8 protein-coding genes and 5 pseudogenes are annotated in these 15,456 nt (G+C 47.4%); 7 read left to right on the top strand and 6 right to left on the bottom strand.

Translation table 11 applies throughout. The features are described from left to right. The first annotated feature begins 113 nt into the window (after positions 1-113). Both mlc and TZ48_RS00605 read left to right on the top strand, forming a co-directional pair. A pseudogene (gene mlc, locus TZ48_RS00600) lies at positions 114-1,330 on the top strand (sugar metabolism global transcriptional regulator Mlc). 118 nt (positions 1,331-1,448) lie between these two features. Then, the gene (locus tag TZ48_RS00605; RefSeq protein ID WP_112477867.1) at positions 1,449-2,387 is read left to right on the top strand and encodes a chemotaxis protein CheV; all 939 of its coding nucleotides are present in this window, start codon (positions 1,449-1,451) and stop codon (positions 2,385-2,387) included. Positions 2,388-2,688: 301 nt separating this feature from the next. Here TZ48_RS00605 and TZ48_RS00610 read toward each other — a convergent pair whose 3' ends face one another. From TZ48_RS00610 to imuA, 3 genes are read right to left on the bottom strand one after another with little or no spacing between them, the layout of a single operon-like run. Further along, entirely contained in the window at positions 2,689-5,766 is a 3,078-nt protein-coding gene (locus TZ48_RS00610) for an error-prone DNA polymerase (RefSeq protein ID WP_112477868.1), read from the bottom strand. A gap of 32 nt (positions 5,767-5,798) precedes the next feature. Next, the gene (locus TZ48_RS00615) at positions 5,799-7,241 is read right to left on the bottom strand and encodes a Y-family DNA polymerase (RefSeq protein WP_239670626.1); all 1,443 of its coding nucleotides are present in this window, start codon (positions 7,239-7,241) and stop codon (positions 5,799-5,801) included. A gap of 6 nt (positions 7,242-7,247) precedes the next feature. Beyond that, positions 7,248-7,943, bottom strand: a complete 696-nt coding sequence (gene imuA, locus TZ48_RS00620; RefSeq protein WP_112477870.1) for a translesion DNA synthesis-associated protein ImuA — start codon at positions 7,941-7,943, stop codon at positions 7,248-7,250. Positions 7,944-8,184: 241 nt separating this feature from the next. On the opposite strand from imuA, the gene TZ48_RS24555 reads away from it, so the two are divergent. The 4 genes and pseudogenes from TZ48_RS24555 to glpQ all read left to right on the top strand — a co-directional run bounded on the left by TZ48_RS24555 (position 8,185) and on the right by glpQ (position 12,051). Next, positions 8,185-8,739: a patatin family protein gene (locus TZ48_RS24555; protein ID WP_239670623.1), complete on the top strand. Its 555-nt coding sequence runs from the start codon at positions 8,185-8,187 to the stop codon at positions 8,737-8,739. Positions 8,740-8,768: 29 nt separating this feature from the next. Continuing rightward, complete coding sequence (locus TZ48_RS24560) at positions 8,769-9,356, top strand: DUF6363 domain-containing protein (protein WP_239670624.1); 588 nt, start codon at positions 8,769-8,771, stop codon at positions 9,354-9,356. 225 nt (positions 9,357-9,581) lie between these two features. Then, positions 9,582-10,974: pseudogene (gene glpT / locus TZ48_RS00630) on the top strand (glycerol-3-phosphate transporter). 19 nt (positions 10,975-10,993) lie between these two features. Next, a pseudogene (gene glpQ / locus TZ48_RS00635) lies at positions 10,994-12,051 on the top strand (glycerophosphodiester phosphodiesterase). Between the two features lie 97 nt (positions 12,052-12,148). Here glpQ and TZ48_RS00640 read toward each other — a convergent pair. Further along, positions 12,149-12,891 (bottom strand): annotated as a pseudogene (locus tag TZ48_RS00640) (YciK family oxidoreductase). An 85-nt stretch (positions 12,892-12,976) separates the two neighbouring features. Here TZ48_RS00640 and sohB point away from each other — a divergent pair. Then, positions 12,977-14,038: a protease SohB gene (sohB, locus tag TZ48_RS00645; protein ID WP_112477871.1), complete on the top strand. Its 1,062-nt coding sequence runs from the start codon at positions 12,977-12,979 to the stop codon at positions 14,036-14,038. A 117-nt stretch (positions 14,039-14,155) separates the two neighbouring features. On the opposite strand, the gene TZ48_RS00650 is transcribed toward sohB, so the two are convergent. Together TZ48_RS00650 and TZ48_RS00655 are read right to left on the bottom strand one after the other, a co-directional pair. After that, entirely contained in the window at positions 14,156-14,542 is a 387-nt protein-coding gene (locus tag TZ48_RS00650) for a hypothetical protein (protein WP_239670625.1), read from the bottom strand. A 184-nt stretch (positions 14,543-14,726) separates the two neighbouring features. Continuing rightward, positions 14,727-15,456, bottom strand: a pseudogene (locus tag TZ48_RS00655) (SpoVR family protein); the annotation flags it as partial.

Raw genomic sequence — 15,456 nt, forward strand, 5'->3', positions numbered from 1 at the left:
GCCCCAAAGTTCCATCGATATGCGTGATATTTGTCACGGCAATCTTATAAACTGCTTCACAATTACTTCGCAAAGTAAAAAAATTAACAGGTTGTTGTTTTTTGGAGTTCAAAATGTACATGGCTCAACCCGGGCACATTGATCATATCAAGCAGATCAATGCTGGTCGTGTGTATAAACTGATAGACCAATTTGGGCCTATTTCGCGTATCGACCTATCTAAATTAAGTGATTTAGCCCCTGCGAGTATCACAAAAATTACGCGAGAACTCATTCAAGCACATCTAATTCATGAGACGGCGGTTCAAGAAGCAACCAGCCGAGGCCGCCCTGCGGTTGGTTTACAGACCAACAATCAAGGTTGGCAATTCCTCTCTATGCGTCTAGGCCGTGGTTACCTATCTATCGCGCTGCACGAGCTTGGCGGCGATGTTCTTATTGATACCAAAATAGAAATTCATGAAGTGGATCAAGAAGACGTGCTTGCTCGTCTGCTGTATGAGATAGAAGACTTTTTCGAAAGCTACAGCGAGCAGCTCGATCGTGTCACCAGTATCGCACTTACGCTTCCGGGCTTAGTGAACTCTGACAAGGGTATCGTTCTGCAGATGCCGCATTACAACGTTAAGAACCTTAACGTTGCCGAAGAGATATTCAAAGTCACTGGATTGCCCGTCTTTGTGGCAAATGACACCCGAGCTTGGGCGCTGGCTGAGAACTTATTTGGTCATTCTCAGGACTGTGATAACTCAGTGCTGATTTCCATTCACCATGGTCTTGGTGCAGGTATTATCCTAGATGGTCGTGTCTTGCAAGGGCGTCACGGTAACATTGGCGAGTTAGGCCATATCCAGATCAATCGCCAAGGCAAGGATTGTCATTGTGGCAATACTGGGTGTCTTGAGACGGTCGCGAGTTCTCAGGCAATCCGCGACGAAGTGACTCAGCGACTGGCAAAAGGTGAAGCATCGATATTATCCGAATGTGAAGAAATATCGGTAGAAGCGATTTGCGAAGCGGCAGTAAAAGGTGATGCTCTTGCCATCAATGTGATTGAAAAGCTTGGCGAGCACCTAGCAGTGCGATTGCGATTGTGATTAACCTGTTCAACCCAGAGAAGGTGCTGATTGGTGGCGTCATCAACCAGGCAAAAGACATTCTCTATCCTGCCATTGAGAGCTGCATCGCCAATCAAAGTTTGCCGGTTTATACCGAAGACCTGCAATTGGTCGAGTCACGTTTTTATAAGCAAGCGACGATGCCAGGAGCGGCTTTGGTGAAACAAGCACTGTACGATGGCCTGTTGCTAATGAAAGTTATTGAAGGGTAAGGCTTTTCACACTCTTTGCTGACGGTCATATTTTTGTTTGTTCAGACAGTAAACTTCTTGTGCTTCCTGCCGATATCATGAGATAAGAAATTGTTATCGTTTTTGCCAAGGAAGCCTCATGTCGAGTGTATTGAGTTCTGTTGACCAGCGTACCCAGTTAGTGGGTGAGAATAGACTTGAGCTGTTGATGTTCACGCTGAACAGTCGCCAGACTTTTGCTATCAATGTTTTTAAGGTTAAAGAGGTGCTTAAGTTGCCTCCTTTAACTCAGCTTCCTGGCTCACATCCCAGCATCCGTGGTGTTGCCTCCCTACGTGGTGAATCCCTGCCGGTCATTGATTTGCGTCGTGCGATTGGTTTTCCTACTTTACAGGAAGAGGCTGTACAAAACCTTATTATCACCGAATATAACCGCACTGTTCAGGGCTTCCTCGTCGGTGAAGTGAAGAATATCGTTAATACCGCTTGGACTGAGATCCAACCGCCACCGCGCACCGTCGGACGTTCTAATTACCTCACCGCGATCACTAAAGTTGAAGAAGCGGATAGTGTAAGTCTGGTCGAAATCATTGATGTTGAAAAAGTGTTGGCTGAGATCATCGACTACGATATTGCCATTTCCGAAGAAACCTTAGATCGTGCTCTATTACCCCATTTGGCGGGTAAGAAAATCTTGATTGTTGATGACTCATCCACGGCTCGTCATCAGGTCAAAGCGACGCTGGCTCAGCTTGGTGTGGAAATTATCGAGTGTTTTGATGGTGCTATGGCACTGAAGTTACTTAAGCAGTGGAGTGATGAAGGTATTGATGTGTGTAGTGAACTTCTGATGATGATCACCGACGCCGAAATGCCAGAAATGGATGGCTACAAACTCACGCATGAAGTGAGAAGCGATCCACGCATGAAAGATCTGTTTATCACCTTAAATACGTCACTCAGTGGTAGCTTCAATGATGCGATGGTGGAGAAAGTAGGCTGCGATCGTTTCATTTCTAAATTCCAACCGGATTTGCTGGTGGATGTGGTTCAGCAGCGTATTCGTCGCGACCTATAATTTCGCGTTGTAAATTAATGTACGACATACGGTAAGGTTTGGTCTATAATTACATGATATCTAATGGGGTCTACTCTTAGATACGCGCAATATAATTTACTACCAGCTAAAGGTTGTTCCATCAGAATGATTTGGTTAACTTCTAAGGTCGTAATGACTTTGAGTTTACTCATCTACAGGGAATGGAAGAAAAGACGTACGGAAGCGGCAGTAAAAGTGGATGTTTAGTCCATGCGATTTAAAAAAAGCGGGAACGTCGGTTCCCGCTTTTGTATTTTTGCTTTCTGTAAAAAGCGCTGGACTAGTGAAATTCACGAGACTGTACTTTTAGCTCACTTAACTGCTCTGTCATGTCAATAAGTCGACCCGCAATGACATGCGTGACCTCGCCTTCACGCTCTAATATGCCTTTCACCTTGAGGATCTTTGAGGTGAGATAGGCCTGCTTTTGTGCCCTAGCGGTGGCTTGCCATACTACGACGTTAATGTTCCCAGTGTCGTCTTCTAACGTGAAGAAGGTGATGCCAGCTGCTGTACCCGGTGATTGCTTACCTGTGACCATCCCCACTACCGTGACCAGAGTTTGATGGTCTTTGTTGACTAGTTCTGTCATTCGGGTGAAGCGGCCAAGCCTGCCTGCTTCATCGAGCAGGGTGATAGGGTGTTTGTTCAGTGATACATTCATCGATGAAAAATCTTCAAGCATATCTTCAATGGCTGAAGGCTTGTAAGGTAAAGGATCCGCAATTGCCGATTGAGCACTGTGCTGGAATAGGGGTAAGTCATCTAAGCTGTCCATCATTGCCCAGCGTGTGGCGTAGCGATCTCCCGAGATACATTGGAGTGCATTGGCTGAGGCCAGAGTTTCCAGCTCACGCCGATTGAGTCCGAGTTGCTTGATCTGCGTTGGAGTTCGAAAACCCTCTGGTGGCCTATGCTGCAGAAGTTTTTGAATGCTCTGCTCACTTAATCCATTGATCTGCCTAAATCCCAGCTGCAGTGTCAGCCCTTTGGCAGTCTGTCTTAGATAGTGATGATACGTCGAGCGATTGACACAGACTGGCGCGATATCGACCTGATGTCGCTTAGCATCTTGAATCAATTGTGAAGCGCTATAGAAGCCCATAGGAAGGCTATTCAGCAGAGAGGTGTAAAAGGCCTCAGGATAGTAATACTTCAGCCAAGCGCTGCAATAGGCCAGCACCGCAAATGACGCAGAGTGACTTTCTGGAAAGCCATATTCACCAAAACCACAGATCTGGTCAAACAACCGCTCGGCAAAGTCGATTTGATAGCCGTTTTGCTGCATGCCGTCGATCAACTTGTGGCGAAACTTGGCCAAGTTGCCATTCTTCTTCCAAGCGGCCATCGCGCGGCGCAGTTTATCAGCCTCACCACCGGTAAACCCTGCTGCGACCATTGCCAATTTGATCACTTGCTCTTGGAAAATGGGCACACCTAATGTGCGTGAGAGTACGGCTTTGACTTCCTCAGAGGGATAAGAAACGGGCTCTTCTCCATTACGACGTTTCAGAAACGGATGCACCATATCGCCCTGAATGGGGCCTGGCCTAACGATGGCAATTTGAATCACGAGATCGTAATAGGTTGCTGGCTTTAGGCGTGGCAACATACTCATCTGCGCGCGGGATTCAATCTGAAACACCCCAACAGTATCGGCACGTTGCAGCATGCCATAGACATTGGGGTCGTCTTGAAGTCTGGTAATATCAGCGATGCTCAGCTTGCGGCCGTAATGCTTCTCAACCAATTGGAAGCATTTACGAATGGCGGTAAGCATACCTAAAGCGAGCACATCGACTTTAAGGAGCCCTAAGCTCTCTAGGTCATCTTTATCCCACTGAATGACGGTACGCTCAGCCATCGCGGCGTTCTCTACCGGCACGAGCTCATACAAAGGGCCAGAGGCAATCACAAAGCCACCGACATGTTGAGATAGGTGTCTAGGGAAGCCGGTGATGTCGTTGACGAGCTCAATAAATTGCTGCCCTTTGAGAGAGTCAGGTTTTAGTCCTAGTTCGACCAATTGCGCTTGCCACCCTTGTGAACGGTCGCGGCGATTGATGTTTTTAATAAAGTAATCAAGCTGAGTCTCACTAACGCCTAACGCTTTACCCACATCGCGTACCGCACTTTTAAACCGGTAAGAGATCACCGTAGCCGCTAGCGCGGCGCGCTCACGGCCATATTTTTGATAGATGTATTGAATAACCTCTTCACGGCGTTCGTGCTCAAAGTCGACATCAATATCAGGTGGTTCATTACGTTCTTTACTGATAAAACGCTCGAACAGTACCGAGATCTGTCTTGGGTCGACGGAGGTAATTTCGAGGCAATAACAGACCACGGAGTTAGCTGCAGAGCCACGACCTTGATAAAGGATCCCTTGCCGTTTAGCGAACATGACGATGTCATGAATAGTCAAAAAATAGAATGGGTACTTAAGATCTTCAATAAGAAATAACTCTTTCTCGATCGTTTGCTCAACTTCCGTAGGCACCCCTTCAGGAAAGCGCAGTCGTTTACCGTGTTCGACCAACTCCCTTAAATAGCTCATAGGTGTTTTGCCATTGGGGATCAGCTCGCTAGGGTACTCATATTGGAGCTCTTTTAACTTGAACTTACATAGGCTGGCAATGTAGATACTTTCTTCTAGCCACTCTTCACGATACAGCTTAGTCAGCTTGGCCTTAGGGCGTAAGCTACGCTCGGTATTTGCCAGTAAGTGACCACATACTTTATCGATAGACGTGTTGAGTTTAATAGCGGTTAAGGTGTGCTGCAGTGGCAAGCGTGTCGCGGTGTGCATCAATACACCACCACACGCCGTGATAGGGCGCTGCAGTTCTACGGCCAGTGATTCACAATGAGCAAGGTATTTATGTTCATGAGAATTAAGGTGACGCTGCACACCAATCCAAAGCCTATGAGCGTGATATTGCTCAAGCCAGCGCCCCCATCTGAGGTCGCGTTCATCGCCACAAGGCAGCCAAATGATTAGACAGTGACGCAGCGACATCACGTCCCATTCTGAGAGTTGATACTCGCCCTTCTCACAGCGACGCCTCGCGTTCGTAATGATGCGGCACAGCTCAGCGTACGCCTCACGACTAGGGCACAGTAATAGAAATTGGCACTCACTATTGAGCCAAAACATGCTGCCGACAATCTGCTTAATCGATAAGTCGTGCTGCTTAATGGCCGTGTGAGCGCGTACCACGCCCGCAACCGAGCATTCATCGGTTATCGCGATGGCGCTGTATTGTAAAAAATCGGCCTGCAGCACCAACTCCTCCGCATGGGAGGCGCCGGTAAGGAAGGAAAAATTGCTCTGACAAAAAAGCTCAGCGTACTTCATGGTTAACGGTCTACTGATTGACGAATTAAGGATTAACTAAATTGCCCGTGGATAAACCACTGCTTGTCTTCGGTGCGAAACACCCAAAGCCATTGGCCTTGTTCGCTGCGTGCCACATAGTAATCACGCTTTACTGGGTTGCCATCCCACCAGCCGCTGACAATACGCTCGGGTCCAACGACCACACTGACTTTTTGTTCCAGTGGCATTGGCGAGTTAAACATCAGGCTTGGACGCAGCTTAATCGGTAAGTGAGCGTTTACCTTAGGTGATTCCGTCGCGGTCGGGGCGCTGGGTTGGGTGGCGTATTCCGGTCTTGGATCATCGGTGAGCGTTAATGAGGTGACACTATGTTGCCCAAGCTTTGCTTGCAGTGTGGAGATAAGCTCCAGCGCTGTTTGACGACCTTTTACTCCGCTAAACAGATCGTGTTCATGCACCTGCACTTCATCAGCGCGTACTATGCTCAGAGTCAAACCGCTCACCGCGCCGTCTAGTTGAATGCTTTCCAAAGTGAGGGCGGATAAGGCTTGCCATTTCTCAGCCAGATAATCTCCTTGCGCCGAGTGAAAGCTCACCGATTTATCACCGTGATCACGTTGATGCAGCGTCAGTGACAGTTCAAATGCGACCTTGTCCCTTAGCTTAAGAAATACTTCTAATTGTCGGAATAAGCGCGTTAAAGGCTTCTGCAGCCAGTCGACGTTCTCGATATCAAACAGCAGTTCTAAGTACTGGCGAAAATGTTCTGGTGGATGATAGAAATCAACCGGGTGTTTAAATTGCCCAGTAAGCCTGCCGGTATAATTGACTAAGTCGATATCAAAGCGCTTGGCAATATCAGGGAGTGGCAGCCCGAGTAGATCTTGAATCGTTTGGATCCCTACGCGCTGTAATTTTTCGACCTGCTTGGTTGGCAGTTCAGAGCAGGTTAGTGGATAGCGTGCGAGTGCCTCATTGAGCTTGTCTCGGTTGGACTCTATCCAGTTACGCCCCTGTTTTGCCATGAGCATCGCCGCATAGGGCGATACGCCGGTTGAGTAGTGCGTCTGTACCTCTAAATGCGCGAGGTGCGTCTGTAAAGCGTGCCAATAGTTTTCGATGCCGTCGTAAAGTGACAGCATATTGGTGACTTTAAGCAGCAGACCATTGGGAGGGCACAGGCAGATATCCGAGGTGATCATATAGAGCCACTGCGCAATGTCTTGCAGGCGGCGCGCTTCAACATCGCTGTCATAAGGGTGCACTTGTAGGTCTTGGCAAAGCGCCGCAGCGCTGCCAAGTCCCATGCCTAATGTCACGCCTTGCTCTAATGCGTGTGTATTGGCTTGTACAACGGTATGCCGACGACCATCGACAATAGCGACAGCGAGTACTTCTTGTAGTTTATCCGCCGCGTTAGGTTGCGCCTGCTTAAATGATGCGAACAAAGTATCGAGCTGCAAGGTCGGAAAATGTAGGTATAACCACAACAACATCGACTATCCTTGCTGGCGCATTGGAAATGCAACCACGGTTGAAGGGCTAGTTTGGTGAGTGCGAGTAAGCTCTGGCCAGCGGTCGTGCATATTAATCACGAACTGGTCGCGTACAAAACCACCTTTACGCTTGGTAATGGAAACCGACAGCCCCATATCGTGTGGGGCTAGAGTCAGACTGAGCGAGACAGGCAAAGAAAAGACCTGTGAATCACCTTGGTTGAGTTCAGGTTTAAACAGAAACTGTAGACAGTGACCAATGTCACTTGCCACTTGAAGGCGCTTCGCTTGATGGATCTCAATCCCGCTATGCCATAGACAGACGCCGCAACATGCGCCACTTTTTAAGCATTGCTCTGCAGCCCAAAGCGCGTGTTGAGGAGAGTTTGGATAGATCAAAAGTACTTGCGACGGAGCGATGCCCTGAGCATAGAGATACTCGGCACACAAATAGCCCGGAGGATTAATCAGTACGAACAGTCGTTGTGCCGCGTGTTTCTGTACATAAGGCATCAATAATCTAAGCTCGCCAATACCTTGCTGTGATTGAATATCAATAACGCCAGAAGTCGGAAAGCCCCCACCAAGGCGTTGGTCGAGTTCGGGAAAACCGGTCGCTTGATACTCGCCGGGAGAGTCGACTCGGTTTCCTTTCCAAATCAGTTGCTTGCGTTGTAAATCACTAATCAATTCATGCATAATAAAATACCTGTATGTATATACAGTATATAAGAATTCATCGCCGCCGCAAGCCTTGATGAAGACACAATGACGCTGTTTGATTACAGAGCGAGCAGAAACAAAAGGTTAGTGACAAATAAGAGATAAGAGCCAACAAAAAAATAGTGTAAACAGTAGAGCAAATATTTTAATCTCAACCTATGACGACCGTTTATAGCTGAATAGAGCGGAGAACTAGGACGTGGAGAAGCAGGACGTGATGAAGCAGAATGTGGAGAAAGCTGGCGTGTTCAATCAACAACAAAAATACTCGCTGATAGTACAAGGTGGCGGGCAAAAAGGGGCATTTGCTTCTGGCGTGCTAGATAAGTTTATCGACGCCGATTTCGATCCATTCTCGCTCTACATTGGCACCTCAGCTGGGGCGTTGAATGTCTCTTCGTTTGTTGCGAAACAGCGTGGGATCGGGCTGGATTTTATTCTCAACTACACCACCCGTGAGCGCTTTTTCGATATGAATAAGTTCTTACAAAAGCAGCAGCCAATGGATCTGGATTGGGCGTTTGAGTTCGTCAATAGTGGTGAATTTCCGCTCGATCTGGAAAGAGGAAAGCAAAACCTTGGTGATGATCGTGTCGCCCTTGCTTGTATTACCGATGTGGAAGAGCTTAAAGATTACTACTATCCGATCTTTGCGGATAATTGGTTTGATGTACTGCGAGCAACCTGTGCGATCCCAATGCTCTATTACCATGATATTGAGTTTGACGGTAAGAAGTGGGTTGATGGTGGGTATCGGCGACGATTCCAGTAGAGGAGTCCTATCGTCGTGGCATCAATAATATGGTCGTGATCAGCACCATCCCAGAGCCCAAAAAGCCCGTCACCGTCATGTCACCGGTGCGAGAATCACTGGAAAAGTGGAAGAAAGAGCTGGAAGCCGGTCTTGAGACCCATATTCGCCATCTTAAAGTGTCTGGTACCAAGGAGAAGCTGACTGAGTTTCAAAAGCAGTTCTCGGAAAAAGTCGCCAATATGAAGGCCGATTATCAGCGTCTGACTGAGTCTCGCTTGGCGTCTTACCGAGAGCAGTATCAATTGATGGCAGGGGACAAACTGAACTTAAAGCAGTGGATCCAAGATAACGAAAAACTGGCTCAGCTCATTGATATTCAGAACAAGCGCACCCCGTTTAGTCGCAGCAGCACCAGTCATCTTGATATGTTGGTCTCACACTATGCCAACCACGCAGAAGTTGAGCAGTTTTTATTATCCCCACCGGAAGATGTCAATCTCTGGCACATTCAACCAAGACACGAGCTCTCTTCGAAGGGCTTGTTGAGCCAAAAAGACCAAATATTAGAAGACTACGAACACGGCTCTGCTGTCGCTGCTGAGTTTTTAGCACAGCATCATTTCACTCGCTCATAGCGATCTAAGTCCGCCGTTGAATTGGATAGTAACTAAAACTAGTGAAAATTGAACGGCGATCCAAATACTTAACCTTACTTATATGGTTTTAGTTGAGTATTTACTTGCTGCGGCTTGGGTCACAGATATTCTTTTTCGCTTCCCATACACTCGCGATAAATTTCGAACGAGCATTAATTTGTTCGTTCGAGCGTTGTTGTTATATCGCTCAATAATGAGGTAGCTATGTTCGGAATATTTAAGCCCAAGGTACATATTGAACGTTTGGCGGGCGACCAAGTCGACCGCACCTATTCACGTTTAAGATGGCAGTTGTTTATCGGCATATTCGTTGGTTACGCCGGTTACTACCTAGTCCGTAAAAACTTTAGTTTGGCCATGCCATACTTGATCGACCAGGGTTACAGCCGGGGTGATCTTGGTGTGGCGCTGGCGGCCGTATCGATAGCTACGGACTTTCCAAGTTCCTGATGGGCAGCGTATCCGATCGCTCAAATCCGAGATACTTTTTGAGTGCTGGCTTGTTAATGTCGGCGATCGTGATGTTCTGCTTCGCTTCATGCCCTGGGCGACGGGCAGTATTACCGCCATGTTTATTCTGTTGTTCCTCAACGGTTGGTTTCAAGGCATGGGATGGCCTGCTTGCGGGCGCACTATGGTGCATTGGTGGTCACGCAAAGAGCGGGGTGAAATCGTCTCGGTATGGAATGTGGCGCACAATGTGGGCGGTGGATTAATTGGTCCGCTGTTTATTCTCGGCCTATGGGCGTTTAACGATGATTGGCGCACCGCTTTTTATGTTCCTGCTTTTTTTGCCACTCTCGTTGCTATCTTTATCTGGTTTACTTTGCGTGATACGCCGCAGTCATGTGGTTTGCCGCCTATTGAAGAGTACAAGCAAGACTACCCAGATGACTATGACAACTCACACGAGAAGGAGATGACGGCGAAAGAAATCTTCTTCAAATATGTGTTCTCGAACAAGCTTCTGTGGTCGATTGCGATTGCTAACGCCTTTGTCTATTTGATTCGCTACGGAGTGCTCGACTGGGCTCCGGTTTACTTGAAAGAAGCCAAAGACTTCTCGGTAGATAAATCATCTTGGGCGTATTTTCTGTATGAGTGGGCGGGTATCCCAGGAACACTTTTGTGTGGTTGGATATCGGATAAGCTATTTAAAGGCCGACGCGCTCCAGCAGGCATCTTGTTCATGGCGCTCGTCACTGTTGCCGTCATGGTTTATTGGTTTAACCCAGCGGGCAATCCAGCCGTGGATATGATGGCCCTCGTCGCGATTGGATTCTTGATTTACGGACCCGTGATGCTCATTGGTCTTTATGCTCTAGAGCTAGCACCTAAAAAGGCAGCCGGGACAGCGGCAGGCCTGACAGGGCTATTCGGTTATCTAGGCGGCGCAGTGGCGGCCAATGCCGTACTTGGTTATACCGTGGATCACTTCGGGTGGGACGGTGGTTTCATCTTGCTAGTGGGTTCGTGCATTGTTTCTATCATCTGCTTAACGTACGCGTTATTGGGCGAAAAAGCGCACCATGAGGCTAAGCTTAAGGAGTCACAGCAACAAGAAGCAAAACTGGAAGAAAAACAGGCGCTGTCATAGAACCAAAAAGGAAGTTTTGATGAAAACCAATACGTTCATTGTCTCTGCCGCTGCGCTTTGCTTATCGATGAGCGCTGTAGCGAAACCCTTAGTGATCGCCCATCGTGGTGCGTCAGGTTACTTACCGGAGCATACGTTAGAAGCCAAGGCGCTCGCTTATGCGATGAAACCGGACTATATCGAACAAGACGTCGTAATGACAAAAGATGATCGCTTAGTGGTATTGCATGATCACTATCTAGATCGCGTCACCGATGTGGCCACTCGTTTTCCGAATAGAGCAAGAAGCGATGGCCGCTATTACGCCATTGATTTTACTCTGGCCGAGATCAAAACCTTACGAGTGACGGAAGGTTTTAAGATTGATGAGCAAGGCAACAAAGTTGCGGGTTACCCGGATCGATTTCCAATGTGGAAGTCTGACTTTACCGTGCCAACGCTTGAAGAGGAAATTGAGTTGATTCAAGGGCTCAACAAAACCTTGGGCTACGACATTGGCATCTATCCTGAGATCAAAGCGCCGTGGTTTCATCGCCATGAGGGGAAAGATATCTCTATAGCGGTGCTCAATGTACTCAAGCAATACGGTTATGACTCGGTCGACGACAAGGTGTACTTGCAGTGCTTTGATGCGTTAGAGCTTAAACGTATCAATGAGCAATTACTTCCGAAGATGAACATGGATGTGAAGTTGGTGCAGCTTATCGCTTATACCGATTGGAACGAAACTATGGTTTATCAAGGCGATGTGAAGCAGCCTATAGTTATGACTGGATGTTCGAAACGGGTGGCATGGAGAAGGTGGCGTCTTTTGCTGATGGGATTGGCCCTTGGAAGCCTATGTTGGTGGACTCGTCATCAACACGCGACAACATTATTGTTAAGCCATTAATGGCGAGTGCGAAAAAGGCCGGGTTGGAAGTGCATCCCTATACATTTCGAGCCGATAAAGGACGTATTCCGGCCTATGCGAATGACTTTAATGACATGATGGACATTTTCTATCATCAAGTGAAAGTCGATGGTTTGTTTACTGACTTTCCTGACAAAGCAGTAGAGTTTCTAAACCAGCATTAAGCTAGGTTTAATGACGGAAAAAAAGCGGTGCACCCTATGTTTTTTACTAGAAAAACTTGAGGTAAACCGCTTTTTTATTGGTCTTGGTTATTGAGAGTTAGCGCTTAGGCTGGGCGTCAATACACTGACCGTTGACATCCGTTACGCTTGGATCCATAAGATGCACATAAAGCGGCACAATATCCAGCGGTGTTTTTAGGGTGTTGGCATCTTCACCTGGGTAGCTTTTTCACGCATACGAGTACGTGTCGCACCGGGGTTGATCGCATTAACGCGAACAGCGGTATCGCTTAGCTCATCAGCCAGAATTTGCATCATGCCTTCTACCGCAAACTTGGAGATTGCATAGGTTCCCCAGAACGCACGGCCTGAGTGACCAACGGTTGAAGAGGTAAAGACGATGCGAGCCGCCTCTGCTTTTTTCAAGATTGGCAGTAAAGCCTGCGTCATCAGAAACTCCGCCTTGACGTTAATTTGCATCACGTCATCAAACGTCTCTTCATCGATTTGGTCGAATGGGCTTAGCGTGCCAAGTACGCCAGCATTATGCAGAACGCCATCGAGTTGACCGAATTGGCTTTCAATTGTCTCTGCCATGTCGACATAGTTTTGTTTGGTTGCGCCTTTTAAATCGAGCGGGATGATAGCGGGCTGAGGATAACCACGCTTCTCGATTTCATCGTAAACCAACTCTAGGTTGTTAACGTTACGGCCTAGCAAAATTACCGTGGCACCATGTTCTGCATAGCTTAATGCGGCCTGGCGACCAATACCGGCACCCGCGCCGGTAACCAAAATCACTTTGCCTTGCAAAGCGTTAGGAGCGGTTGAATATTCCACGTGACACTTCCTTGGGTATAATTCTTGTTGGTAATCGTGACAAGTTAGTTACAATACACTAATTCGTCGTACAGGGGATAAGACATTGGAATTTTTATTAGACTACGGATTATTTTTAGCCAAGATCGTGACAGTGGTCGTCGCGATTGTGGCGTTAATCATTGTTGCTAAGTCGGTAGGTGGGCGCTCAGGCGCCGCGAAAGGTGAGCTGGAGGTGACTAACCTCACTGAACAGCGCAAACACACCGTTGAGCATCTAGAGCATCACCTTCACGATGACGCGTTCCTTAAAGCACGCAACAAAGCGGAAAAGAAAGCGCAAAAAGAGAAAGACAAGCAGCGTGAGAAAGAGGTGAAGAAAGCCGCCAAAGACGGCGCGCTAGAAAGCCAACGCGAACCGCATCTGTTTGTACTGGACTTTGTCGGCAGCATTGATGCCAAAGAAGTGGCCTCGCTACGTGAAGAAGTGAGCGCTATTTTGGCGGTTGCTAAAGAAGGTGACGAAGTATTGGTACGCCTTGAGTCTGGTGGCGGTATGGTGCATGCCTATGGCTTGGCATCTTCTCAGCTCGATCGCATCAAAGCGGCGAACCTGCCACTGACCATTGCGGTAGATAAAGTAGCGGCAAGTGGCGGTTATATGATGGCTTGTATCGCCGATAAAATTGTCTCAGCTCCGTTTGCGGTTGTGGGTTCTATTGGTGTGATTGCTCAACTGCCAAACTTCAATAAGCTTCTGAAAAAGAATGATATTGAATTTGAGCAGCTAACAGCGGGTGAGTACAAACGTACACTGACCATGTTTGGTGAAAACACCGATAAGGCGCGCGATAAGTTTAAGCAAGAGCTGGAAGAGACTCACGGTCTGTTCAAAGACTTTATTCGTGAACACAGACCTGAACTTGATCTTGATAAAGTAGCGACAGGCGAACACTGGTTCGGTACTCAAGCGAAAGAACTTGGTCTGGTTGATGAGATCAAAGCCTCTGATGACATCGTTATCGAAGCGTGCAAAGACAAAACCGTATTGGCGATTTCTTATGTACAAAAGAAAAAGCTGACCGATAAGCTGTCTGGTGTCGCGGGTGATGCGGCGGATAACGTACTGATGAAGCTGATCAACCGAGGTCAACGCCCGATTGTTTAATCAAGGTGATTGTTTAACCAAGGTTATCTTGGCAGCTCAATGAAAGCGAGAATGAAAAACAGCGACGATGACGTCGCTGTTTTTGTTTGTGTTCTGTCGTTTTTCTGTTTAGTGCAGCTATCGCGTGTAATTGGCTTCTAAGCTGATAAACCAGCGCGCAAGCTGTCCGTTCCCTTTATCTGCCCAAACATCGTTATGAAACTGATGAATACGACCACGCAGTGATATCTGTACGGTTTGATCGCCAGTGACCGTGATCTTAGCAAACTGATCTGACGTGACCAAGAACGGTGCTTTCTCATCTAAAGGGTGTTCTCCGGCGACAATAAAGTAGGCGAACTTACTGTTGGCGTCAGGATCGGTAGAGAGCACACGATAGGCCTGAACCGTAAACTCATCATTGAGTGTAACGATATTGGTTTGAGAGCCAAGACGTTCATGATTGGGAATGAAAACCCAAGCGAGTAGGGCGATCAGAGCAGCAAGCAGCGCTGTCACAGACAAAAATATTTTCTTCATACTAATCGTAAATGAGTGAACCTAGTTGTTACCTTCGCCTTTATATCACGTATACTCCCATATCGCTTATACTAAAAGTCAGGCCGAAAAAATTAAGCGGATTACTGCAAAGCAGTAATCGCTTAGGCTCAGGTCACGTCCTAAGGGGAATAAGGGGTTACCTGATTCGTTAAATACTGGCGTTATATGGCTCCCGTTTAGGGCATGTCCCCAGTATTTCTCGTCGGCCTGAATCTTTCACTTCTTCCAAAATCACGTCGAAGCCCCACAAGCGGTATAAATGCTTCAACACCTCTTCGTGCCCCTTATCAAGAGGAATGCGATTGTGTGGAACGTGCTGTAAAGTGAGAGAACGGTCGCCTCGAACATCCACATTGTAAACTTGGATGTTCGGCTCTAAGTTGCTTAAGTTGTATTGTGCAGCGAGTTTTTCTCGAATCTGTCGGTAGCCCATTTCGTCATGAATCGCGGACACTTCAACGAAGTTTTTACGATCATCATCGAGTATCGAGAAGAACTTGAACTCACGCATCAAACGAGGTGAGAGATACTGGCTTATAAAACTCTCATCTTTGAAGTTGTGCATAGCAAAATGCACCGCCTCTAACCAGTCGCTTCCCGCGAGATCAGGGAACCACTCTTTGTCTTCGTCTGTTGGATCTTCACATATGCGTTTAATGTCCTGGAACATGGCAAAGCCAAGCGCATAAGGTTGATACCGCTAAAGTATGGGCTGTTGTATGCAGGCTGCGCGACAACGCTGGTGTGACTATGCAGAAACTCAAGGATGAACTTGTCCGACACTAAACCTTCATCGTAGAGATGATTCAAAATGGTGTAGTGCCAGAATGTTGCCCAGCCCTCGTTCATTACTTGGGTTTGCTTTTGTGGATAATCAA

The sequence above is a fragment of the Vibrio variabilis genome (assembly GCF_003263785.1).
Taxonomy (GTDB): domain Bacteria; phylum Pseudomonadota; class Gammaproteobacteria; order Enterobacterales; family Vibrionaceae; genus Vibrio; species Vibrio variabilis.